Consider the following 23,203-nt stretch of genomic DNA (forward strand, 5'->3'; position numbering starts at 1 on the left):
GACCGTGAAACGACTCCACGCCGATGATAGTGCGGATTCCCGTGTGAAAGTAGGTAATCGTCAGGCTCCCTAAGCCAAGAACCCCCGCCCGATCAGGCGGGGGTTTTTGCATTTGCGGCGCGGAAAGGGGCATTCTTCGCTCAACCCAATCCCGCCACTCCCTCGGAAATACCCCCTTTCTTCACACATCTCCCGAAACTGCGCGTTCAATCGCAAGTGTGCAAAAGTCGCCCCCTCGTCGTATCCCGCGGCGCCGAAATAACCCTATCCACACAAAATGGGCGCTTTACATGGCTCCTCCACGTAAAATTTGCGAATCCCCATCTTTGCATCCAGATCAATGAACGCCGTTACTCAGGTAGCCCGGGCCGTTTGCCCGCACGATTGTCCGGATACGTGCGCGATGCGCGTAACCGTCGAGAACGGCAAAGCCATCAAGGTCACGGGCGACCCCGATCATCCGCCGACCCAAGGCGTGCTCTGCACGAAAGTCAGCCGATATGCCGACCGGGTGCATCATCCGGACCGCCTGACCGTTCCGCTCAAGCGCGTCGGCATGAAGGGGGAAGGGCGCTTCGTGCCGATCAGCTGGGACGCAGCGTTCGACGAGATCGGCCGCCGTCTCGGTGAAATCGCCGCGCGCGCCCCGGAAGCGATCTTGCCGTACAGCTACGCAGGGACGATGGGGTTGGTGCAAGGCGAAGGCATCGCGCAACGGTTCTTCCACAAGATCGGCGCATCGCGGCTCGAGCGTACGATCTGCGCCGCGGCCGGCGCGGCGGGCCTGCGCTATACATACGGCGGAAGTCTCGGCATGCACCTCGAGCATTTCGAGGAAAGCGAGCTGATTCTGATCTGGGGCGCCAATCCGATCGCGTCCAGCCTGCACTTCTGGACCCGTGCGCAGGAGGCGAAGCGCCGCGGCGCCCGGTTGGTTGCAATCGACCCGTACCGTTCGCTGACCGCAGAAAAATGCCATCAGCACATCGCGCTGAAACCCGGCACCGACGGTGCATTCGCGCTCGGCATGATGCACGTGCTGATCACCGAGAATCTGCTCGACCACGACTATATTGCCGACCACACGCTCGGGTTCGATGCGCTCAAGGCGAGGGCGATGTCCTATCCGCCCGAGCGTGTCGCTCAGATCTGCGGCATTGATGCTGAGGAACTGGTCGAGCTCGCGCGTCGTTACGGCGCCACCCGCAAGGCGTCGATCCGCCTCAATTACGGGATGCAGCGCGTCCGCGGCGGCGGCAACGCGGTACGCGCGATCGCGAGCCTCCCCGCGCTGACCGGCGCCTGGCGCGATCGGGCAGGCGGGCTGCTGCTTTCATCGTCGGAATCCGCGCCGGTCAACCAGACTGCATTGCTGCGCCCCGACCTGATGCCGGGCTGGCCGCACACGCTGCCGCGCATCATCAACATGAACGCGATCGGCGATGCGCTGCTGCACCCGGGCGATGCCGTTTTCGGGCCGAAAGTCGAAGCGGTGATCGTCTACAACTCGAACCCGGTGGCGGTCGCCCCCGATTCGTCGAAGGTAGCGGCCGGATTTGCACGAGACGATCTGTTCACGGTCGTTCTCGAGCATTTCAAGACAGATACGGTCGATTTCGCCGACATTGTGCTGCCGGCGACCACGCAGCTCGAGCATCTGGACATCCACAAATCGTACGGCCACACCTACGTGATGGCGAACCTGCCGGCGATTCCGCCGGTCGGCGACGCGCGACCGAATACCGAAATCTTCCGGGGCATCGCGCGCAGCATGGCGCTCGACGAACCCGCGCTGTATCACTCCGATGAAGAGGTCGCGCGCGCGGCGTTGCGGTGGGACGATCCGTCGCTCGACAGCGACTGGGAGACGCTGAAGCGCGAAGGCTGGCTGAAGCTCAAGCTGCCCGATGCGCCGTTTGCGAACGGCGGCTTTCGCACGCCGTCCGGCAAGTGCGAGTTCTACAGCGCGCGGCTCGAGCAAATGGGCATGGATCCCGTTCCCGACTATCTGCCGCCGTTCGAATCGGCCGAGGCCGCGCCCGAACTCGCCGCGCGCTACCCGCTCGCGATGATTTCGCCGCCTGCACGCCATTTCCTGAACAGCACGTTCGTGAACGTCGACAGCCTGCGCAATACGGAAGGCGAGCCGCATCTCGACATGCACCCGACCGATGCGCAAGCGCGCGGGATCGCCGATGGCGACGTCGTGCGCATCTTCAACGACCGCGGCTCGATGCAGGCGCTCGCAAGGGTGACCGACCGCGCCCGCCCGGGACTGGTGGTCGGATTGTCGATCTGGTGGAAGAAGCTATCGCCGGACGGGCGCAACGCGAACGAGGTGACGAGCCAGGCGCTGACCGATCTCGGCAATTCGGCGACGTTTTACGACTGTCTCGTGGAAGTCGAGCGAGCTTGATGAAACCGGCCGGCACGCAGCGGCATATCGCTCCGGAAGTTGGAAGGGGACATCTAATCCTGTTGTCTCGGGACGAGCGAGCCGCTACGATGCGTTTTAGCACGACCATTCGAAAATCCGTGAGGAGACGCGCAGTATGGACAAAATTTGGCTGAAATCGTACCCGCCCGGCGTTCCAGCCGAAATTGACGCGTCTCCGTATCCTTCCGTTCCCGACCTGCTCGACGAGAGCTTCCGCCAGTATCGCGACCGCACGGCGTTCGTCTGCATGGGCAAGAAGCTCACGTATGGCGAACTCGACGCGCTGTCGCGTCAGTTCGGCGCGTGGCTGCAGTCGCGCGGCCTCGCGCGCGGTGCACGCGTCGCGATCATGATGCCCAACGTACTGCAGTACCCGATCGCGATCGCCGCAGTGCTGCGCGCCGGCTACACGGTCGTCAACGTCAACCCGCTGTATACGCCGCGCGAGCTCGAACATCAGTTGAAGGACAGCGGCGCCGAAGCGATCGTCATCCTCGAGAATTTCGCGTCGACGCTGCAGGCCGTCATCGCCAATACGGCGGTCAAGCATGTCGTCGTCGCGTCGATGGGCGATTTGCTGGGTATCAAGGGCTGGCTCGTCAACTACGTCGTGCGCAAGGTGAAGAAGATGGTGCCGGCGTGGCAGCTGCCGTCGTTCACGCGTTTCAACGCCGCGCTCGCCGAAGGGGCGCGGCAGACGTTCAAGCCGCAGAAGCTCGGCCCCGACGACGTCGCATTCCTCCAATACACGGGCGGCACGACCGGCGTCGCGAAGGGCGCGACGCTGCTGCACCGGAACATCGTGTCGAACGTGCTGCAGGCCGAGGCCTGGCACCATCCTGCGCACGTCAAATACCCGGACGTGAAACAGTTCGTGACGGTTGTGGCGCTGCCGCTCTATCACGTGTTCGCACTGACCGTGTGCGGTTTCCTGACGATGCGCACAGGCGGCATGGGCGTCCTGATCCCGAATCCGCGCGACATCGGCGGGATGATCAAGGAGCTGAAGGGTTATCAGATCTCGACGATTCCGGCCGTCAACACCTTGTATAACGCACTGCTGAACCATCCCGAATTCAACCAGCTCGACCTGTCGAAGCTCGTGATCGCCAATGGCGGCGGCATGGCGATCCAGGAAGGCGTCGCGAAGCGCTGGTATGAGAAGACCCACACGGCCATCGTCGAGGGATACGGGTTGTCCGAGACGTCGCCGGTCGCGACCTGCAATCCGGTGACCGCAACCGAATACAGCGGGACGATCGGCTTGCCGCTGCCGTCGACCGAGGTCGCGATTCGCGACGACGCGGGCAACGACGTCGCGCTGGGCGAGCCCGGCGAAATCTGCATCCGCGGGCCGCAGGTGATGGCCGGCTACTGGAACCGGCCGGACGAGACCGCGAAGGTCATGTGCCCGGACGGCTTTTTCAAGACGGGCGACGTCGGCGTGATGGATGCGCGCGGCTACGTGAAGATCGTCGACCGGAAGAAGGACATGATCCTCGTGTCCGGGTTCAACGTGTATCCGAACGAGGTCGAGGACGTCGTGGCGTCGCACCCGGGCGTGTTCGAGGTGGCGGCGGTCGGCGTGCCGGACGAGCACTCGGGCGAAGCCGTGAAGCTGTTCGTCGTGAAGAAGGATCCGGCGCTCACCGACAAGGATCTCCTCGCTTATTGCAAGGAGCGGCTCACCGGGTACAAGCGGCCGAAGTTCGTGGAGTTCCGCACGGAACTGCCGAAGACGAACGTCGGCAAGATCCTGCGGCGCGAGCTGCGAGACGGCCGCGCTTGAAGGCGCGATCGCGGAGCGGAAAAACCGGCATGCGCCGGTTTTTTTTCGTCTGGGCGGGGGAGAGCGGGAAAGGGCATCGACCGATCGACCGGGCAACCGGAATCGACACGAACCTGCGCGATGCTGCAACTAACGGCAATTCACCGGCAATTTGCCGGCATGATGTGCGTACGGGGGAATCTCCGGCAAGCGCGCCGACGGGCGTCGGCATTTCCGCGCTTCAAGCGGAGTGCCGGTTCCGGGCATTTTCGATCCGGATTCCCTCTTTCGCAGGCAATGCCGATTCCGGCCCTTCGGTACTTCGATATCTCGCGACCTTAACCCCCAACCGTTCAACCCGGCCGTTCCGCCACCGTACAAAAGAAAAAGGCGCCCGAAGGCGCCTTCAATGTCCAGCGGCTTGTCAGACAAGCTGATTAGAACTTGTGACGGATACCGACGCGTGCCGCGACCTGGTTGCTGGTGCTCGAACCGCTGAGACCGTTGATCGCTGCCGTCGCCTTGACGACGTCGCCGTTCGCGTCGAGCACATTGCCCGATGCGTGCTGGTACACGCCGATCACGTAGACGTCCGTGCGCTTCGACAGGAAGTAGTCGACGCCCAGCGAGCCCTGGTGGTACTTGGCTGCCGAGTTGCCGTCGATCTTGCTGCCTTGCGTGTAGTCGTACGCCGCGCCGAGGATCAGCGCCGGGGTCAGCTGATACTTGAAGTTGATTTCGCCGTTGTTGAACGTCGCGGTCTGGTTCACGTACGGTCCGACCGAGAAGCCCTTGAACTTCGTGTTCGAGTACGTCGCACCGATCGTCGCTGCGCCGAACGTGTACGCGCCGCCCGCACCGATGACCTGGTACGTGTTCGCGTTGTTCGCGTACGCGCCGTAGACCGGCGACGAGACCGGATCGGCCGAAGCTGTCGAACCGTTGTTGAACATGCCGCCGGCGTTGCCCGGCGTACGTGCGTTCAAGTAGCCGACGCCCAAGACCAGCGGGCCGTTGTTGTAGCCTGCGCCGAGCGACCAGACCTGGTTCCGCGCGAACTGGCCCGCGATGCCGCCGAGGCTGTACAGGCCGCCGAACGAGAAGCCTGCATAGGTCGGGCTCGTGTACTTGATCGCGTTGTTCACGCGGTACGCGTTGTTGAAGTTGTCGAGGTCGCCCGGGTGAGCGGCGATGTAGCCGCCCCACTGGTCGCCTGCCTCGAGCGGGCCGACGAAGTCGACGACGGAGTCGTATTGACGACCCAGCGTGACCGTACCGTAGTTGCTCGACAGGCCGACATAAGCCTGACGACCGAACATCAGGCTGCCCTGGCCGAGCTTGCCGGTGTTCACGTCGAAGCCGTTTTCCAACGTAAAGATCGCCTTCAGGCCGCCGCCGAGATCTTCGGTGCCGCGCAGGCCGAAGCGGCTGCCTTGCATGACGCCGCTGGCCATGCTGTACAGGTGCTTGCCGCCCGAGTTGTTGTTGAACAGAAGGCCTTCATCGATGATGCCGTAAAGCGTCACGCTGCTTTGCGCATGGGCAGCGCCAGCGAACGCGCCCAGCGCGACGAGCGCGAGAAGCGACTTTTTCATTAACGGATCTCCAAGAATCACTGAATTTTTCTGGCGGGGCGGATAGTTATGTTCTGGCGAGGGCCCCGCATCAACTTCGCAAGAAGTCGCACGTAATGTAGCAAAACCGTTTTTTGCCACAAAGCGAAATGCCGTCGCTCAAGGTCGCCATGTTTCCTTTATGCAACAATGGTTAAAATCACGGGTTAACCGCAATTTCCGCTGAATAATCAAGTCGGTTACGCAGCGGACACGTGCCTTCGCCTCCCACGACAGGCACACGCAGCCAGGAGAAACAGGATGGTGTTGGATGAACTCATCAGCGAATTCGATCGCGGCCTGCGGTCGCTGACCGGCATCAGCCGGATGAGCCGGCCGGTGCCGGCGCCCGCCGAATCGCCGGCCGGGGCGCCGGATGTCGAATTGACGCCCGCGGAGCGCACGCATGCGGCCGGGCTGATGCGTGTGAACCACGTCGGCGAGGTCTGCGCGCAGGCGCTTTACCAGGCGCAGAAGCTGACCGCGCGGTCGCCGTCGGCCAAGGCGATGTTCGAGGAGGCCGCGCGCGAGGAGGAGGATCATCTCGCGTGGACTGCGCACCGCCTGAAGGAACTCGATTCGCGCCCGAGCCTCTTGAACCCGCTGTGGTATGTGGGCTCGCTCGCGATCGGCATCGCGGCCGGCACGCTGGGCGACAAGGTCAGCCTCGGCTTCATGGCCGAGACGGAGCGTCAGGTCGAGAGCCATCTCGACAGCCATCTGTCCGAGCTGCCGCCCGGCGACGCGGCGTCGCGCGCGATCGTCGAGCAGATGCGCGTCGACGAGGTGAAGCACGGCAAGGCGGCCACCGACGCCGGCGGCATCGAGCTGCCGCTGCCCGCCCGGATGCTGATGCGAGCCGCGTCGAAAGTCATGACCAGCACTGCGTACTATCTCTGAGATCGGGCCGGAGCGCGCCTCGCGCCGCTCCGGCTGCCGCCGCCGATATCGCCCGTTTTCTCCGCGTTTTCCCGCCCCCTAAAGCCCTGTCCGCACGCCCGTCTGGCCCGTCCTTCTCACGTATCACCTTCACAAGTTGCACTAGCTCATTCATTTATAACGGTTTTTGGAATAAGGGGCTGCATGAGCATGTGCGCGTAAGTCCTTGTTCTAACTAACAAAATTCGTCAAAAAAGCGGGCCGCTCCCTTGACCGTGCCACACCCTTCCTCTAAAGTGGGAGACAGTGTGAGAAAGTGTATTTTTGTGTGATTTGGCGGGCTATTCCGGCTAAATTCTCAGCATTGGGCTGGGTGCTTCGGTGCCCTGAACGGGAGAGCGGAAAGTGTTCCAAGGGGCGTCGGCGCTGACGCTCGATGCGAAAGGGCGGATGTCGGTGCCGGCTCGCTATCGCGAAGCGCTGCAAGGACAGGCAGAAGGACGGGTGACTGTGACCAAGCACCCGGACGGCTGCCTGTTGCTGTTTCCGCGCCCCGAATGGGAGGTATTCCGCGCCAAGATCGCCGCGCTGCCGATGGATGCGCACTGGTGGCGGCGGATTTTTCTCGGCAATGCGATGGATGTCGATCTCGACAGCGCGGGCCGGATTCTCGTATCGCCCGAGCTGCGCATGGCGGCCGGGCTGGAAAAGGAAGTCATGTTGTTGGGAATGGGAAGTCACTTCGAGCTGTGGGATTCGCAGACCTACATCGCGAAGGAGCAGGCAGCGATGGCGCAGGGCATGCCCGACGCGCTGAAGAATTTCACGTTCTGATTGCGGTGACGGAGACGCCCGCGATGGGAAACGAATTGCAGCATCGGACGGTGCTGTTGGACGAAGCGGTCGAGTCGCTCGTGACGCGGCCGGACGGCATCTATGTCGACGGCACGTTCGGGCGTGGCGGTCACAGCCGCGCGGTGCTCGCGCGGCTCGGGCCGGGCGGCCGGCTGATCGCGTTCGACAAGGATCCGAGGGCGATCGAGACGGCGCAGGGCATCGGCGATGCGCGCTTTTCGATCGTGCATGACAGCTTTGCATCGATGCGCGACGCGCTTGCGGCGCGCGGCGTCGAGAAGGTGTCGGGTGTGTTGCTGGACCTGGGCGTGTCCTCGCCGCAGGTGGACGATCCGGCGCGCGGCTTCAGCTTCCGCGCCGATGGTCCGCTGGACATGCGAATGGATCCGACGCGCGGCGAGTCGGCGGCCGAATGGCTCGCGCGGGCTTCGCTGCAGGAACTGACGGAGGTGATACGAGATTATGGGGAAGAACGGTTTGCTTTTCAGATTGCAAAGGCGCTTGTTGCTCGCCGGGCAGAGTCCGATCGTCTCGGGCCGCTCGACAGCACGGGCGAGCTTGCCCAAATCGTGGGTCACGCCGTCAAGACCCGTGAGAAGGGCAAGGATCCGGCAACCCGCACCTTTCAGGCTATACGGATTCACGTCAATCAAGAGCTTGCGGACCTGCAAGTCGTACTAGACGCGGCATTGTCGTTGCTGGAGCAAGGGGGGCGGCTGGTGGTCATCAGCTTTCATTCACTCGAGGACCGGATCGTCAAGCGATTCATGCAGGCGCACGCGAGTGCGCCCGCGGTCGATCGTCGCCTGCCGATCCGTGCCGTCGACCTCCCGAGCCCGCCGCTCAAGATCATCGGCCGCCAGTTTCCGGGTGAAGCGGAAGTGGCCGCCAATCCGCGTGCCCGGTCGGCCGTGATGCGCATCGCGGAGCGCGTCACGCCATGAGCCGCTTCAATATCTTCCTGCTGATCATCGTGATGGGCTGCGCACTGTCGGTCGTCAACTCGACGAACCAGCAGCGCCAGATCTTCATCCAGCTGCAGCGTGCGCAGTCGCAGGAGCGCCAGCTCCAGCAGGATTACGCGCAGCTTCAATATCAGCAGAGCGCGCTGTCGAAGACGTCGCGCATCGAGCAGCTCGCGAACGATTCGCTGAAGATGCAGCCGATCACGACGGGCCGCACGCAATACCTGACGCTGCCGCCGGGCGCCGCGAAGGCGATCGACGCGCCGATCCCGGCATCGGCCGATACCGCCGGCAAGGGCAAGGGGGGCGCGCGATGAAACCGTCGCAGAAGCGCCAGGACGTGAAATTCGCGTCGAGCCCGGTGCTGGGCGTGCACCTGCCGATGTGGCGCTCGAAGCTCGTCGTGTTCATGCTGTTCATGGCGTTCGTCGCGCTGGCCGCGCGTGCGTTCTGGATCCAGGGGCCCGGCAACGCGTTCTATCAGAAGCAGGGCGAGAGCCGCTACCAGCGCACGCTCGAACTGCCGGCCACGCGCGGCAAGATTCTCGACCGTAACGGGCTGGTGCTCGCGACGAGCCTGCCGGTGCGCGCGATCTGGGCGATTCCCGATGCGGTGCCCGACGATCTCGACGCGGACAAGCTCGGTCAGCTCGGCAAGCTGCTCGGCATGACGCAGAAGGAACTGCGCGTCAAGCTGTCGGAAGACAAGGGTTTCGTCTACGTGAAGCGCCAGGTGCCGATCGACGTGGCGGACAAGGTCGCCGCGCTCGACATTCCCGGCATCTACCAGCGCAACGAATACAAGCGCTTCTATCCGGAAGGCGAGATCACCGCGCACCTGATCGGCTTCACGAATGTCGAGGACGAAGGGCAGGAGGGCGTCGAGCTCGGCGACCAGAAGCTGCTGGCCGGCACGTCGGGCATGCGCCGCGTGATCAAGGACCGGATGGGGCACATCGTCGAGGATGTGGCCGAGCAGATTCCGCCGCACAACGGCACCGACGTCGACCTGTCGATCGACAGCAAGATCCAGTACATCGCGTACGCGAACCTGAAGGCCGCCGTCGAGAAGTTCAAGGCGAAGGCCGGCGCGGCGATGGTCGTCGACGTGCGCACCGGCGAGGTGCTCGCGCTCGTCAACTACCCGACGTACAACCCGAACGACCGCTCGCGCCTGACGGGCGAGCAGCTGCGCAACCGGATCCTGACCGACGTGTTCGAGCCGGGCTCGATCATGAAGCCGTTTACGGTGTCGCTTGCGCTCGATCTGCATCGCGTGACGCCGAACACGCTCGTCGAAACGGGCAACGGGCACTTCGTGCTCGACGGCGCGCCGATCACCGACGATGCCGGTTTCGGCACGCTGACGGTCGGCGGCGTGATCCAGAAGTCGAGCAACATCGGCGCGACGAAGATCGCGATGACGATGCGGCCCGAGGAAATGTGGAATATGTATACCAGCATCGGCCTCGGCCAGCCGCCGAAGGTCGGGTTCCCGGGCGCGGCGGCCGGCCGCCTGCGTCCGTGGAAGAGCTGGCGCCGCATCGAGCAGGCGACGATGTCGTACGGCTATGGCCTGTCGGTGTCGCTGTTCCAGCTCGCGCGCGCGTACACGGCGATCGCGCACGACGGCGAGCTGATGCCGGTGACCATTTTCAAGACCGACCCCAATCAGCAGATCACCGGCACGCAGGTGTTTACGCCGACCACCGCGCGCGAGGTGCGTGCGATGCTCGAGACGGTGGTCGCGCCGGGCGGCACGTCGCCGGATGCGGCGGTGCCGGGCTATCGCGTCGGCGGCAAGAGCGGTACCGCCTACAAGCACGAAGGCCACGGCTATACGCGCAAGTACCGCGCGTCGTTCGTCGGGATGGCGCCGATGCCGAACCCGCGCATCGTCGTCGCGGTGTCGGTCGACGAGCCGACTGCCGGCAGCCACTTCGGCGGCCAGGTGTCGGGTCCCGTGTTCTCGGCGATCGCGGGCGATACGCTGCGCGCGCTGAACGTGCCGCCCAACATGCCGATCAAGCAGCTCGTCGTGTCTGACGATTCGCCGGCCGCGCCCGCTGCGACGGGCCCGCAAAAGCTGGCCGCAGGCAGTGGCGCAAAGCATATGATCGTGTCCAGCACGACCCGTAATTCACCAGGAGTTGTTCGATGAGCGCCGCTCGCAGTTCTCATCCGGCGCATCAGCAGATCGCAGCCGCGCTTGCGTGGCTGCGCCAGCATGTGGCCCCCGCCGCGCAGCTGCATGCGGACACGCGCAGCCTCGGGCCCGGCGATGTGTTCGTCGCCTATGCCGTCGACGGGGCCGACAATCGCGGCTTCATCGCCGATGCCGTCGCACGCGGTGCGGCGGCCGTGCTGTATCAGCCGGAAGGGCTGGCTGCTGCGCCGACGGCGCCCGCCGCGCTCGCGGTGCCGGCGCTCGACCAGCTCGCGGGCGAGATCGCCAGCGGCTGGTACGGCGATCCGAGCGACAGCCTGCTCGCGATCGGCGTGACCGGCACGAACGGCAAGACCTCGTGCACGCAATGGATCGCGACCGCGCTGACGGCGCTGCACCAGCCGTGCGCGGTGATCGGCACGCTCGGCAGCGGAATGCCGGGCCAGCTCGTGCCGACCGGCTTCACGACGCCGGATGCGCCGCAACTGCAGCGCAGCCTCGCGCAGCTGAGCGCAGCGGGCGCGAAGGCGGTCGCGATGGAGGTGTCGTCGCATGCGCTGCATCAGGGGCGCGTGAACGGCACCGCATTCGACATCGCCGTGTTCACGAATCTCACGCAGGATCATCTCGACTATCACGGCACGTTCGACGCGTACGAGGCTGCGAAGGCGAAGCTGTTCGCATGGCGCGGGCTGCGCGCGGCGGTCGTGAACCGCGACGACGCGGCCGGCCGCCGCCTGCTCGAAAAACTCGCCGGCCGCGTGCGCACGATCGCGTACGGGATCGGCGACGCGCCGCAGGCGCCCGACGCCGACCGCCAACTGGTCGCGCTCGACGTGCGTGCGACCGCGACGGGCACCGCATTCCGCCTGCGTTCGTCGTGGGGCGATGCGGACGTCGAGGTCGGCACGCTCGGCACCTTCAACGTCAGCAACCTGCTCGCCGTGCTCGGCGCGCTGCTCGCGGCCGACGTGCCGTTCGACGCGGCGCTGGCCGAGGTCGCGCGGCTCGAGTCGGTGAACGGCCGGATGCAGCGTCTCGGCGGCCGGCTGCAGAGCGACGAGCCGCTCGTCGTGATCGATTACGCCCACACGCCCGACGCGCTCGAAAAGACACTCGACGCGCTGCGCCCGATCGCGGCGGCGCGCGGCGGCCGGCTCGTCTGCATGTTCGGCTGCGGCGGCGATCGCGACGCGACCAAGCGCCCGCTGATGGGCGCGATCGCGGAACGGCTCGCCGACGAAGTCGTGGTCACCAGCGACAACCCGCGCAGCGAGGATCCGCAAGCGATCATCGACCAGATCGTCGCTGGCATGACCGCGCCCGATCGCGCGCGCCGCATCGAGGATCGCGCCAGCGCGATCTTGCAAGCGGTGCGCGGCGCCGCACGCGAGGACGTCGTCGTGCTGGCCGGCAAGGGCCACGAGGCAACCCAGGAAATCATGGGCAAGAAGCGCACGTTCTCCGATCAGGATCACGCACGGCTCGCCCTCGCTGCGCGCGCGACGCACGGCAAGGGAGGCGGCGAATGACGATGCTCAGTCTGGATCAAGCCGCACGCCTGATTCCCGGCGCGACCGTGCACGGCGACGCGAGCGTCACGTTCGAGCGCGTGTCGACGGACAGCCGCACGGTCGGCCCGGGCGACCTGTTCGTCGCGCTGAAAGGCGAGCGCTTCGACGCGCACGACTTCCTCGGCGACGTGGCCGCGCGCGGCGCGGCCGCGGCGCTCGTCGCGCACGTGCCGGCGGGCCTCGCGATGCCGCTGATCGTCGGCGGCGAGACGCGTGCCGCGCTCGGCGCGCTCGCGCACGGTTGGCGCAAGCGATTCGCGCTGCCGCTCGTCGCGGTGACGGGCAGCAACGGCAAGACGACCGTGAAGGAAATGATCGCGTCGATCTTCGCGGCGGCGGTCGGCGCCGACGCGCGGCTCGCGACGGCCGGCAACCTGAACAACGACGTGGGCCTGCCGCTGACGCTGCTGCGCCTGTCGGCCGCGCACCGTCTCGCGGTGATCGAGCTCGGGATGAACCATCCGGGCGAGACCGAGGTGCTCGCGCGCCTGACCGCGCCGACGGTCGCGCTCGTTAACAACGCGCAGCGCGAGCATCAGGAGTTCATGGCGACGGTCGAAGCCGTCGCGCTCGAGCATGCGGCCGTGATTCACGCGCTGACGCCGGACGGCGTCGCGGTGTTCCCGGCCGACGACGCGTACGCGAGCATCTGGCGCGTCGCGGCGACCGGCAACCGGATCTTCGATTTCGCGCTGAACGACGCGCAACGGCAGACCGACGCGCAAGTGACGGGCCGCCTGCACGGCGGCGAGCTCGCGATCGATACGCCGGCCGGCGCGGTCACGGTGCGGCTGCGTGCGCTCGGCGAGCACAACGCGCGCAACGCGCTGGCGGCAACGGCCGCGGCGCTCGCGGCGGGCGTCGCGCTGCCGGCGATCAAGCAGGGCCTCGAGGCGTTCGAGCCGGTCAAGGGGCGTCTGCAGGTCCGTCGGGCGACGGTCGGCGGTCTGGCCGGCGCGACGGTCGTCGACGATACGTACAACGCGAACCCCGATTCGATGCGCGCCGCGATCGACGTGCTCGCCGGGCAACCGGCGCCGCGCGTGCTGGTGATCGGCGATATGGGCGAGGTCGGCGACGAAGGCCCCGCCTTCCATCGCGAGATCGGCGCGTACGCGCGCGAGCGCGGTGTCGATGCGCTGTTCGCGCTAGGCGACGCGTCGCGCGACGCCTGCACGGCCTACGGCGACACGGCCCGCCATTTCGGCGACGTCGGCGCGCTGGTCGAAGCGCTGCTCGCGAGCGGCTACGACGCAGCGGCGACGGTGCTCGTGAAGGGCTCGCGGTACATGAAGATGGAGCGCGTGGTCGACGCGCTGACGAACCAACCCGCGACGGGCACGACGCCCGCCGCACACTGAGTAGAAGGAAGGAAGCATGCTGCTGGCGCTGGCGCAATGGCTGCAAGGAGACGCAAGCTTTTTGCGCTTGTTCACGTACCTCACGTTCCGTGCGGTGATGGCCACCATCACCGCGCTCGGGATCGGGCTCGTGTGCGGACCGTGGGTGATCCGCAAGCTGACGCAAATGAAGGTCGGGCAGGCGGTGCGCAAGGACGGCCCGCAGACGCACCTCGTCAAGTCGGGCACGCCGACGATGGGCGGCGTGCTGATCCTGATCGGCATCGCGGTCGCGACGCTGCTGTGGGGCGACCTGACGAACCGCTTCATCTGGATCGTGATGCTCGTCACGTTCGGGTTTGGCGTGATCGGCTGGGTCGACGACTATCGCAAGGTCGTCCACAAGGATCCGCGCGGGATGTCGTCGCGCGAGAAGTATTTCTGGCAGTCGGTGATCGGCCTGTTCGCGGCCGTCTATCTCGCCTTCAGCGTGTCCGAGGCGAACAACGTGCGCGTGTTCGACCTGTTCATGGCGTGGGTGCGCAGCGGCCTGTCGATGGGGCTGCCGGCGCGCGCGGACCTGATGCTGCCGTTCCTGAAGTCGATCAGCTACCCGCTCGGCGTGTGGGGCTTCATCGTGCTGACCTATTTCGTGATCGTCGGCGCGAGCAACGCGGTGAACCTGACCGACGGCCTCGACGGTCTCGTGATCATGCCGGTCGTGCTGGTCGGCGCGTCGCTGGGTGTGTTCGCGTACGTGATGGGCAGTGCGGTCTATTCAAAATACCTGCTGTTCCCGCACATCCCGGGCGCGGGCGAACTGCTGATCTTCTGTTCCGCGATGGGCGGGGCAGGGCTCGCGTTCCTCTGGTACAACACGCACCCCGCGCAGGTATTCATGGGCGACGTCGGCGCGCTGGCGCTCGGCGGCGCGCTCGGCACGGTCGCGGTGATCGTGCGCCAGGAAATCGTGCTGTTCATCATGGGCGGCATCTTCGTCGCGGAAACGCTGTCGGTGATGCTGCAGGTTTCGTGGTTCAAGTACACGAAAAAGCGCTACGGCGAAGGGCGGCGCCTGCTCAAGATGGCGCCGCTGCATCACCATTTCGAATTGTCCGGCTGGAAGGAAACGCAGGTGGTGGTGCGTTTCTGGATCATCACGCTGATGCTGTGCCTGTTCGGTCTGACCACCCTCAAGCTGCGGTAAAGGAAAGGTAACAAGGATGTCTGGCGAGATGTTTGGAGATCGGCAACGGCCGATGGTGCTTGTGCTGGGACTCGGCGAATCGGGTCTCGCGATCGCGCGGTGGTGCGCGAGGCACGGGTGCCGGCTGCGCATTGCCGATACCCGCGAGGCGCCGCCGAACCTTGCCGCGCTGCAGGCCGAAGGCATCGATGCGGAATTCGTCGGCGGGCCGTTCGCGCCCGCGCTGCTCGACGGCGGCGTCGAGATCGTCGGGCTGAGCCCCGGGCTGTCGCCGCTCGAACCGGCGCTCGCGGCGCTGATCGCGGCCGCGAACGAGCGCGGGATCGCGGTATGGGGCGAACTGGAATTCTTCGCGCAGGCGCTGCGCGCGCTCGGCACCAGCGGCTACCAGCCGAAGGTGCTCGCGATCACGGGCACGAATGGCAAGACCACGACCACGAGCCTCACCGGCCTGTTGTGCCAGCGTGCGGGCAAGAAGGTCGCGGTCGCGGGCAACATCAGCCCGGCGATGCTCGACCGGCTCGCCGGTGCGATCGACGACACCGCGCTGCCCGACGTCTGGGTGCTCGAACTGTCGAGCTTCCAGCTCGAGACCGCGCGCACGTTCGCACCCGATGCGGCCGCGATCCTCAACATCACGCAGGACCACCTCGACTGGCACGGCAGCTTCGACGCGTATGCGGCCGCGAAGGGCCGGATCTTCGGCGCGACGACGACGCGCGTGCTGAACCGCGACGACGCGGCCGTGATGAAGTTCGCGCCGGCGGCAGGCGCTGCCGACGCGCCGCGCACGATCACGTTCGGCCTGAACGAGCCGACGCAGGATGGCGACTACGGGCTGTCGCGCGACAACGGCATCGCATGGCTGGTGGAAGCCGTCGATCGCGATGCGCCGGATGAAACGGCGACGACCGGCCGGCGCCGCAAGCGCGACGCCGCACATACGCCCGACATTGCGCAGAAGCGGCTGATGCCGGCCGACGCGCTGCGCATCCGCGGGCTGCACAACGCGGCGAACGCGCTGGCCGCGTTCGCGCTCGCTCGCGCGATCGACCTGCCGGCCGCGCCGCTGCTGCACGGGCTGCGCGAATACCGCGGCGAAGCGCATCGCGTCGAAGTGATCGCGACGATCGACGACGTCGACTACGTCGACGACAGCAAGGGTACCAACGTCGGCGCGACGGTGGCTGCGCTCGACGGGCTCGCGCAGAAGATCGTGCTGATCGCGGGCGGCGACGGCAAGGGCCAGGATTTCGCGCCGCTGGTCGCGCCGGTCGCGCGCTGGTGCCGCGCGGTGATGCTGATCGGCCGCGATGCGCCGGCGATCCGCGACACGCTCGCGGAAACCGGCGTGCCGCTCGTCGACCACGCGACGCTCGAAGGCGCGGTGCACGCGGCGGCGGCGCTCGCGGAGCCGGGCGACGCGGTGCTGCTGTCGCCGGCGTGCGCGAGCCTCGACATGTTCAGGAACTACGCCCACCGCGCGGACGTGTTCCGTGCGGCGGTGGATGAAATCGCCATCGACAAAGGAGCGACGCCATGAGCTGGTCCGATCGCCTCGTCTCCCGTTTCAACGACCGGCGCGACACCGGCGGCAATGCCGCGGGCGGGCGCGTCGCGTCGGCCACGCGTGCCGCGACGGGCGGGCTGGCCAGCGTCGTCAACGGCGTGCGGCCGAGCCGCTCGCGGATGCTCGACTTCGACTACTCGCTGCTGTGGGTTGCGATCGCGCTGCTCGGGCTCGGCGTCGTGATGGTGTATTCGGCGTCGATCGCGATGCCCGATTCGCCGAAGTACGCGCAGTATCACGACTACGCGTTCCTGATGCGCCACGTCGTGTCGCTCGTCGTCGCGTTCATCGCGGCGGTGATCGCGTTCCGCGTGCCGGTGTCGACCTGGGACAAGTACGCGCCGCACCTTTTCCTGATCGCGCTGGTCGGGCTCGTGATCGTGCTGATTCCGCACGTCGGCAAGGGCGTGAACGGCGCGCGCCGCTGGATTCCGCTCGGCATCACGAACATGCAGCCGTCGGAAATCATGAAGCTCGCGGTGACGATCTACGCGGCGAACTACACGGTGCGCAAGCAGGAATACATGCAGAGCTTCGCGAAGGGCTTCCTGCCGATGGCGTTCGCGGTCGGCCTGGTCGGCGCGCTGCTGCTGCTCGAACCCGACATGGGCGCGTTCATGGTGGTCGCGGCGATCGCGATGGGCGTGCTGTTCCTCGGCGGCGTGAACGGCAAGCTGTTCGGCGGCCTCGTCGCGACGGCGGTCGGCACCTTCACGATGCTCGTGTGGCTGTCGCCGTGGCGTCGCGAGCGGATCTTCGCGTATCTCGATCCGTGGGACGAGCGCTACGCACAGGGCAAGGCCTACCAGCTTACGCACTCGCTGATCGCGTTCGGCCGCGGCGAGTGGTTCGGCGTCGGCCTCGGCGGCAGCGTCGAGAAGCTGAACTACCTGCCCGAAGCGCATACCGACTTCATTCTCGCGGTGATCGGCGAGGAACTCGGCTTCGTCGGCGTGCTGGTCGTGATCCTGCTGTTCTACTGGATCGTGCGCCGCGCGTTCGAGATCGGCCGTCAGGCGCTCGCACTCGACCGCACGTTCGCGGGGCTGATGGCCAAGGGCATCGGCATCTGGTTCGGCGCGCAGGCATTCATCAACATGGGCGTGAACCTCGGGCTGCTGCCGACCAAGGGTCTGACGCTGCCGCTCGTCAGCTACGGCGGCTCGGGCATTCTGCTGAACTGCGTCGCGCTCGCGGTGCTGCTGCGCGTTGACTATGAGAACCGGGTGCTGATGCGGGGAGGGAAGGTATGACCGCGTCGCGACGCACGCTGATGGTGATGGCAGGCGGCACCGGGGGCCACGTGTTCCCGGGGCTCGCGGTCGCGCACCGGATGGAAGCGGCGGGCTGGCGCGTCGTATGGCTCGGCAATCCGGCCGGGATGGAAGCGACGCTCGTGCCGAAGCACGGCATTCCGATGGAATACGTGCGCTTCGGCGGACTGCGCGGCAAGGGTCTGAAGACCAAGCTGACGCTGCCGTTCAACCTGCTGCGCGCGTGCGGGCAAAGCCTTGCCGCGCTGCGCCGCGTGCGGCCCGACGTCGTGCTCGGGATGGGCGGCTACATCACGTTCCCGGCGGGGGTGATGACCGCGCTGTCGGGGCGGCCGCTGGTGCTGCACGAACAGAATTCGATCGCGGGCCTCGCGAACAAGGTGCTTGCCAAATTCGCGAAACGCGTGCTCGTCGCCTTCCCCGGCGCGCTGCCGCACGCGGAATGGACGGGAAATCCGATCCGCGCGGAACTTGCGCGCACGGAACCGCCCAAAGCACGCTATGCATCGCGCAGCGGTCCGCTGAACGTGCTGGTCGTCGGCGGCAGCCTCGGCGCGGCGGCGCTGAACGAAGTCGTGCCGCGCGCGCTCGCGCTGCTGGCGCCCGACGCGCGGCCGCGTGTCGTGCATCAGGCCGGCGCGAAGCATATCGACGCGCTGAAGGCGAACTACGAAGCCGCCGGTTTCGCGGCGGGCGACGACGTGCGGCTCGTGCCGTTCATCGACGACATGGCGGCCGCGTACGCAGCGGCGGATCTGGTGATCTGCCGCTCGGGCGCGATGACGGTGTCGGAGATCGCGGCGGTGGGCGTGGCGGCGCTGTTCGTGCCGTTCCCGTACGCGGTCGACGATCACCAGACGACCAACGCAGCGTTCCTCGCCGAGGCGGGGGCGGCGGTACTGGTGCAACAACGCGACCTGTCGGCGGAACTGCTCGCCGACTGGCTGCGCGGCCAGTCGCGAGCGTCGCTCGCGGACATGGCGGAGCGTTCGCGCTCGCTGGCAAAGCCCGAGGCCACCGACGAAGTCGCGCGCGTATGCGCGAAGGTGGCCGGCGCGAACCTGGAAGAACTGCAATGAAACACATCGTCAAACACATTCATTTCGTCGGAATCGGCGGCGCGGGCATGAGCGGCATCGCCGAAGTGCTCGTCAACCTCGGCTACGAGGTCAGCGGCTCCGACCTGTCGCGCAACGCGGTGACCGATCGCCTGCAGGCGCTCGGCGCGCGGATCGCGATCGGCCACGACGCGGCGAACATCGAGGGCGCGAACGCGGTCGTCGTGTCGACGGCCGTGCGCTCGGACAATCCGGAAGTGCTGGCCGCGCGCGCGAAGCGCGTGCCGATCGTGCAGCGCGCGGTGATGCTCGCGGAACTGATGCGCCTGAAGCAGGGCATCGCGATCGCCGGCACGCACGGCAAGACCACGACGACGAGCCTCGTCGCGAGCGTGCTCGCGGCGGGCGGGCTCGATCCGACCTTCGTGATCGGCGGGCGGCTGATCAGCGCCGGCGCGAACGCGCGGCTCGGCACCGGCGACTTCATCGTCGCCGAGGCCGACGAGTCGGACGCGTCGTTCCTGAACCTGTATCCGGTGATCGAAGTCATCACGAACATCGACGCCGACCACATGGACACCTACGGCCACGATTTCGCGCGGCTCAAGCAGGCGTTCATCGAATTCACGCAGCGTCTGCCGTTCTACGGCAGCGCGGTGGTGTGCGTCGACGATCCGAACGTGCGGCAGATCATCCCGTTTATCTCGAAGCCGGTCGTGCGCTACGGCCTGTCGCCGGACGCGCAGGTGCGCGCGGAAAACGTCGACGCGCGCGACGGCCGCATGCATTTCACGGTGATCCGCGAAGGGCGCGCGCCGCTCGCGGTCGTGCTGAACCTGCCGGGGCTGCACAACGTGCAGAACGCGCTCGCGGCGATCGCGATCGCGACCGACCTCGGCGTGTCGGACGACGCGATCCAGCAGGCGCTCGCGGAATTCAACGGCGTCGGCCGGCGCTTCCAGCGCTACGGCGAAGTGCCGAGCGCGGACGGCGGCCACTACACGCTGATCGACGATTACGGCCATCACCCGGTCGAGATGGCCGCGACGATCGCGGCCGCACGCGGCGCGTTCCCGGGCCGCCGCCTCGTGCTGGCGTTCCAGCCGCACCGCTACACGCGCACGCGCGACTGCTTCGACGATTTCGTCAACGTGCTGTCGACGGTCGATGCGCTGGTGCTGACGGAAGTTTATGCAGCCGGCGAGGCGGCGATTGCGACCGCCAACGGCGATGCGCTGTCGCGCGCGCTGCGCACGGCGGGCAAGGTGGATCCGGTGTTCGTCGCGAGCGTCGACGAGGTGCCGGACGCATTGGCGAAGGTCGCGCAGAACGGCGACGTGGTGATCACGATGGGCGCGGGTTCGATCGGCGGGGTGCCGGCGAAGGTCGCGCAGAACACGCAACAGAAGGGATGACATGAGCGGGATCGATCCGAAACGTTTCGGCAAGGTGGCGGTATTGCTCGGCGGCGAATCCGCCGAGCGCGAGGTGTCGCTGACCTCGGGCCGCCTCGTGCTGCAGGGCCTGCGCGACGCGGGCATCGACGCGCATCCGTTCGACCCGGCCGAGCGGCCGCTGGCTGCGCTGAAGGACGAAGGCTTCGAACGCGCGTTCATCGCGCTGCACGGCGGCTACGGCGAGAACGGCCAGATCCAGGGCGCGCTCGATTTCTACGGGATCCGCTACACGGGCAGCGGCGTGCTCGGTTCGGCGCTCGGCCTCGACAAGTTCCGCACCAAGCTCGTGTGGCAGCAGACGGGCGTGCCGACGCCGCCGTTCGAGACGGTGCTGCGCGGCGACGACTACGCGGCGCGTGCGACGGGCATCGTCGCGAAGCTCGGCCTGCCGCTGTTCGTGAAGCCGGCGAGCGAAGGCTCGAGCGTCGCGGTGCTGAAGGTGAAGACGGCTGACGCGCTGCCGGCTGCGCTCGCGGAAGCGGCGGCGCACGACAGGATCGTGATCGTTGAGAAGAGCATCGAGGGCGGCGGCGAATACACCGCGTGCATCGCCGGCGATCTCGACCTGCCGCTGATCAAGATCGTGCCGGCCGGCGAGTTCTACGACTACCACGCGAAGTACGTCGCCGACGACACGCAGTACCTGATCCCGTGCGGGCTGCCGGCCGAGCAGGAAGCGGAACTGAAGCGCATCGCGCGTCGCGCGTTCGACGTGCTCGGCTGCACCGACTGGGGGCGCGCGGACTTCATGCTCGACGCCGCCGGCAACGCGTATTTCCTGGAAGTGAACACGGCCCCCGGGATGACCGACCATTCGCTGCCGCCGAAGGCCGCGCGCTCGGTCGGCATCAGTTATTCGGAGCTGGTCGTGAAGGTGCTGTCGCTCACGCTCAACGATTGACGCAGGAACGGAACGACGTATGTGGAACAACGTTCGCCAACTCAACCTTGCCGCCAGCGCGCTGTACGCGCTGCTGCTGCTCGTGTTGGCGGCGGCCGGCTGCTACTGGCTGATCCAGCGTCCGACTTTCGCGCTGCGCGAGATCCGGATCGACGGCGACACCGAGCACATCAACACGCCGACGGTGCGCGCCGGCGTGGTGGGCCGGCTGAAGGGCAATTTCTTCACGGTCGATCTCGACACGGCGCGGGCCGCGTTCGAGCAGATGCCGTGGGTGCGTCACGCGAGCGTGCGGCGCGTCTGGCCGAATGCGCTGGCTGTCACGCTCGAGGAGTACAAACCGCTCGGGACCTGGGGCAGCGACCAGCTCGTGAGCGTCGACGGCGAGCTGTTTACCGCGAACCAGGGCGAACTGGACCGCGAACTGCCCGCGTTCGACGGCCCGGAGGGCAGTGCGAAGGAAGTCGTGACGCGGTACCGCGACTTCACGACATGGTTTGCGCCGCTGAAGGCGGCGCCGGAAGAAGTGACGCTGTCGGCGCGCTACGCGTGGACGGTGAAGCTGTCGAACGGGATGCAGGTCGAGCTGGGCAAGGAGCGCAACAGCGACACGCTGCATGACCGGAGCCAGCGCCTCGTCGCCGCGTGGCCGGCCGTCACGGAGCGCTGGGGCAACGACATCGAGTACGCGGACCTGCGCTATCCGAACGGATTCGCGATTCGCGCGGCAGGCATGCGGTTCCTGACCGATACCGACAAGCGCAAGAAGTAACGAGAGATCACACGCAAGAGCACTTTATGAGCAAAGACTACAAGGATCTGCTGGTTTCCCTCGACATCGGCACGTCGAAGGTGGTGGCCATCGTCGCCGAGCTGAAGGGCGAGGGCCATTACGAGGTGATCGGTCTCGGCCAGAGCGAATCGAAGGGTCTGAAGAAAGGCGTGGTGGTCAACATCGAGGCCACCGTGCAGTCGATCCAGCGCGCGCTCGAGGAAGCCGAGCTGATGGCCGACTGCAAGATCACCAACGTGTTTACGGGGATCGCGGGCAGCCATATCCGCAGCTTCAACTCGAGCGGGATGGTCGCGATCAAGGACAAGGAAGTCACGCAGACGGACGTCGCGCGCGTGATCGAGACCGCGAAGGCGATCAACATCCCGACCGACCAGCAGGTGCTGCACATCCTCACGCAGGAATTCATCATCGACGGCCAGGAGGATGTGCGCGAGCCGATCGGGATGAGCGGGATCCGCCTGGAAGTGAAGGTGCACATCGTGACGGGCGCGGTGAGTGCCGCGCAGAACATCGTCAAGTGCGTGCGCCGCTGCGGGCTGGAAGTGAACGACCTGATCCTGCAGCCGCTCGCGTCGTCGCTCGCGGTGTTGACCGAAGACGAGAAGGATCTCGGCGTGGTGCTGGTCGACATCGGCGGCGGCACGACCGACATCGCGATCTTCGCGGAAGGCGCGATCCGCCACACGGCCGTGATTCCGATCGCCGGCGACCAGATCACGAGCGACATCGCGATGGCGCTGCGCACGCCGACGCCGGATGCGGAAGACATCAAGGTCGGCTACGGCATTGCCAAGCAGGCGCTCGCCGATCCGGACGAGATGGTCGAGGTGCCCGGCCTCGGCGAGCGCGGTCCGCGCACGCTGTCGCGCCAGGCGCTGGCGGCCGTGATCGAGCCGCGTGTCGAGGAATTGTTCTCGCTCGTGCAGCAGGTCGTGCGCGAGTCGGGTTACGAAGAACTGCTGAGCTCCGGCGTGGTCATTACCGGCGGAGCCGCGATGATGCCGGGCATGGTCGAGCTCGGCGAAGACATTTTCCTGAAACCGGTGCGCATCGGTGCGCCGGAATATGCAGGCGGCCTTGCCGACGTGGTGCGCAATCCGCGCTACTCGACGGCGATGGGCCTGCTCGTCGAAGGCAGTGCTCAGCGCATGCGCGGCCGCAAGGTCGCCGTGCAGTCCGGCAACGCGGGGCAGATCTTCTCGCGGATGAAGGAGTGGTTCCTGAGCAACTTCTGACGGACCGAATCGAAATTCGCGCCGGTGCCGGCGGCTGGCGCGCGACAGGGGGTTGCCCGATCTCCTGCCGAATAACGGCCGAGTAGCAGTTATTTTCTTGACGGAGG

General features: G+C 66.5%; 18 protein-coding genes. 17 read left to right on the forward strand and 1 reads right to left on the reverse strand.

Annotated elements, in window-relative coordinates; genetic code table 11:
• The first annotated feature begins 340 nt into the window (after positions 1 to 340).
• Positions 341 to 2,416: a molybdopterin-containing oxidoreductase family protein gene (locus tag BST28156_RS29535; protein WP_174904068.1), complete on the forward strand. Its 2,076-nt coding sequence runs from the start codon at positions 341 to 343 to the stop codon at positions 2,414 to 2,416.
• Between the two features lie 136 nt (positions 2,417 to 2,552).
• The gene (locus BST28156_RS29540; RefSeq protein ID WP_174904069.1) at positions 2,553 to 4,226 is read left to right on the forward strand and encodes a long-chain fatty acid--CoA ligase; all 1,674 of its coding nucleotides are present in this window, start codon (positions 2,553 to 2,555) and stop codon (positions 4,224 to 4,226) included.
• Between the two features lie 416 nt (positions 4,227 to 4,642).
• Here BST28156_RS29540 and BST28156_RS29545 read toward each other — a convergent pair whose 3' ends face one another.
• Entirely contained in the window at positions 4,643 to 5,800 is a 1,158-nt protein-coding gene (locus BST28156_RS29545; protein ID WP_060244775.1) for a porin, read from the reverse strand.
• A gap of 279 nt (positions 5,801 to 6,079) precedes the next feature.
• Between BST28156_RS29545 and coq7 the strand changes: the two genes are divergently transcribed.
• The 15 genes from coq7 to ftsA all read left to right on the forward strand — a co-directional run bounded on the left by coq7 (position 6,080) and on the right by ftsA (position 23,096).
• Positions 6,080 to 6,718: a 2-polyprenyl-3-methyl-6-methoxy-1,4-benzoquinone monooxygenase gene (gene coq7, locus BST28156_RS29550; protein WP_174904070.1), complete on the forward strand. Its 639-nt coding sequence runs from the start codon at positions 6,080 to 6,082 to the stop codon at positions 6,716 to 6,718.
• A 384-nt stretch (positions 6,719 to 7,102) separates the two neighbouring features.
• Positions 7,103 to 7,531 (forward strand): division/cell wall cluster transcriptional repressor MraZ, encoded by a 429-nt coding sequence (gene mraZ, locus BST28156_RS29555; protein WP_006400450.1) that lies wholly within the window; start codon positions 7,103 to 7,105, stop codon positions 7,529 to 7,531.
• A 23-nt stretch (positions 7,532 to 7,554) separates the two neighbouring features.
• Positions 7,555 to 8,496 carry a 16S rRNA (cytosine(1402)-N(4))-methyltransferase RsmH gene (gene rsmH, locus BST28156_RS29560; protein ID WP_174904071.1) on the forward strand — a complete coding sequence of 314 codons (942 nt, stop codon included), beginning with the start codon at positions 7,555 to 7,557 and terminating at the stop codon, positions 8,494 to 8,496.
• On the forward strand, positions 8,493 to 8,834 hold the full coding sequence (gene ftsL, locus BST28156_RS29565) for a cell division protein FtsL (RefSeq protein ID WP_009694564.1): 342 nt from the start codon (positions 8,493 to 8,495) through the stop codon (positions 8,832 to 8,834). Before rsmH ends, ftsL begins: the two co-directional genes overlap by 4 nt.
• Positions 8,831 to 10,678 carry a peptidoglycan D,D-transpeptidase FtsI family protein gene (locus BST28156_RS29570; RefSeq protein ID WP_060244781.1) on the forward strand — a complete coding sequence of 616 codons (1,848 nt, stop codon included), beginning with the start codon at positions 8,831 to 8,833 and terminating at the stop codon, positions 10,676 to 10,678. Before ftsL ends, BST28156_RS29570 begins: the two co-directional genes overlap by 4 nt.
• Positions 10,675 to 12,216, forward strand: coding sequence for a UDP-N-acetylmuramoyl-L-alanyl-D-glutamate--2,6-diaminopimelate ligase (locus tag BST28156_RS29575; RefSeq protein ID WP_174904072.1), 1,542 nt, complete (start codon positions 10,675 to 10,677; stop codon positions 12,214 to 12,216). Before BST28156_RS29570 ends, BST28156_RS29575 begins: the two co-directional genes overlap by 4 nt.
• Complete coding sequence (locus BST28156_RS29580; protein ID WP_174904073.1) at positions 12,213 to 13,619, forward strand: UDP-N-acetylmuramoyl-tripeptide--D-alanyl-D-alanine ligase; 1,407 nt, start codon at positions 12,213 to 12,215, stop codon at positions 13,617 to 13,619. Before BST28156_RS29575 ends, BST28156_RS29580 begins: the two co-directional genes overlap by 4 nt.
• Before the next feature lie 16 nt (positions 13,620 to 13,635).
• A complete protein-coding gene (gene mraY, locus BST28156_RS29585; protein ID WP_006477019.1) occupies positions 13,636 to 14,805 on the forward strand; it encodes a phospho-N-acetylmuramoyl-pentapeptide-transferase in 1,170 nt (389 codons plus the stop codon).
• A 28-nt stretch (positions 14,806 to 14,833) separates the two neighbouring features.
• Positions 14,834 to 16,348, forward strand: coding sequence for a UDP-N-acetylmuramoyl-L-alanine--D-glutamate ligase (gene murD, locus BST28156_RS29590; RefSeq protein ID WP_174904074.1), 1,515 nt, complete (start codon positions 14,834 to 14,836; stop codon positions 16,346 to 16,348).
• Positions 16,345 to 17,628, forward strand: coding sequence for a putative lipid II flippase FtsW (gene ftsW, locus BST28156_RS29595; RefSeq protein WP_060244790.1), 1,284 nt, complete (start codon positions 16,345 to 16,347; stop codon positions 17,626 to 17,628). The genes murD and ftsW overlap by 4 nt, the downstream gene beginning before the upstream one ends.
• Positions 17,625 to 18,728 (forward strand): undecaprenyldiphospho-muramoylpentapeptide beta-N-acetylglucosaminyltransferase, encoded by a 1,104-nt coding sequence (gene murG / locus BST28156_RS29600; RefSeq protein WP_174904075.1) that lies wholly within the window; start codon positions 17,625 to 17,627, stop codon positions 18,726 to 18,728. The genes ftsW and murG overlap by 4 nt, the downstream gene beginning before the upstream one ends.
• Complete coding sequence (gene murC / locus BST28156_RS29605) at positions 18,725 to 20,122, forward strand: UDP-N-acetylmuramate--L-alanine ligase (RefSeq protein ID WP_174904076.1); 1,398 nt, start codon at positions 18,725 to 18,727, stop codon at positions 20,120 to 20,122. Before murG ends, murC begins: the two co-directional genes overlap by 4 nt.
• Position 20,123: 1 nt before the next feature.
• Positions 20,124 to 21,065 (forward strand): D-alanine--D-alanine ligase, encoded by a 942-nt coding sequence (locus BST28156_RS29610; protein WP_174904077.1) that lies wholly within the window; start codon positions 20,124 to 20,126, stop codon positions 21,063 to 21,065.
• Positions 21,066 to 21,084: 19 nt separating this feature from the next.
• Positions 21,085 to 21,837, forward strand: a complete 753-nt coding sequence (locus BST28156_RS29615; RefSeq protein ID WP_009695788.1) for a cell division protein FtsQ/DivIB — start codon at positions 21,085 to 21,087, stop codon at positions 21,835 to 21,837.
• A gap of 26 nt (positions 21,838 to 21,863) precedes the next feature.
• A complete protein-coding gene (ftsA, locus tag BST28156_RS29620) occupies positions 21,864 to 23,096 on the forward strand; it encodes a cell division protein FtsA (RefSeq protein WP_006400437.1) in 1,233 nt (410 codons plus the stop codon).
• The last annotated feature ends 107 nt before the right edge of the window (positions 23,097 to 23,203 follow it).

The organism is Burkholderia pseudomultivorans, from assembly GCF_902499075.1.
Lineage (GTDB): Bacteria > Pseudomonadota > Gammaproteobacteria > Burkholderiales > Burkholderiaceae > Burkholderia > Burkholderia pseudomultivorans.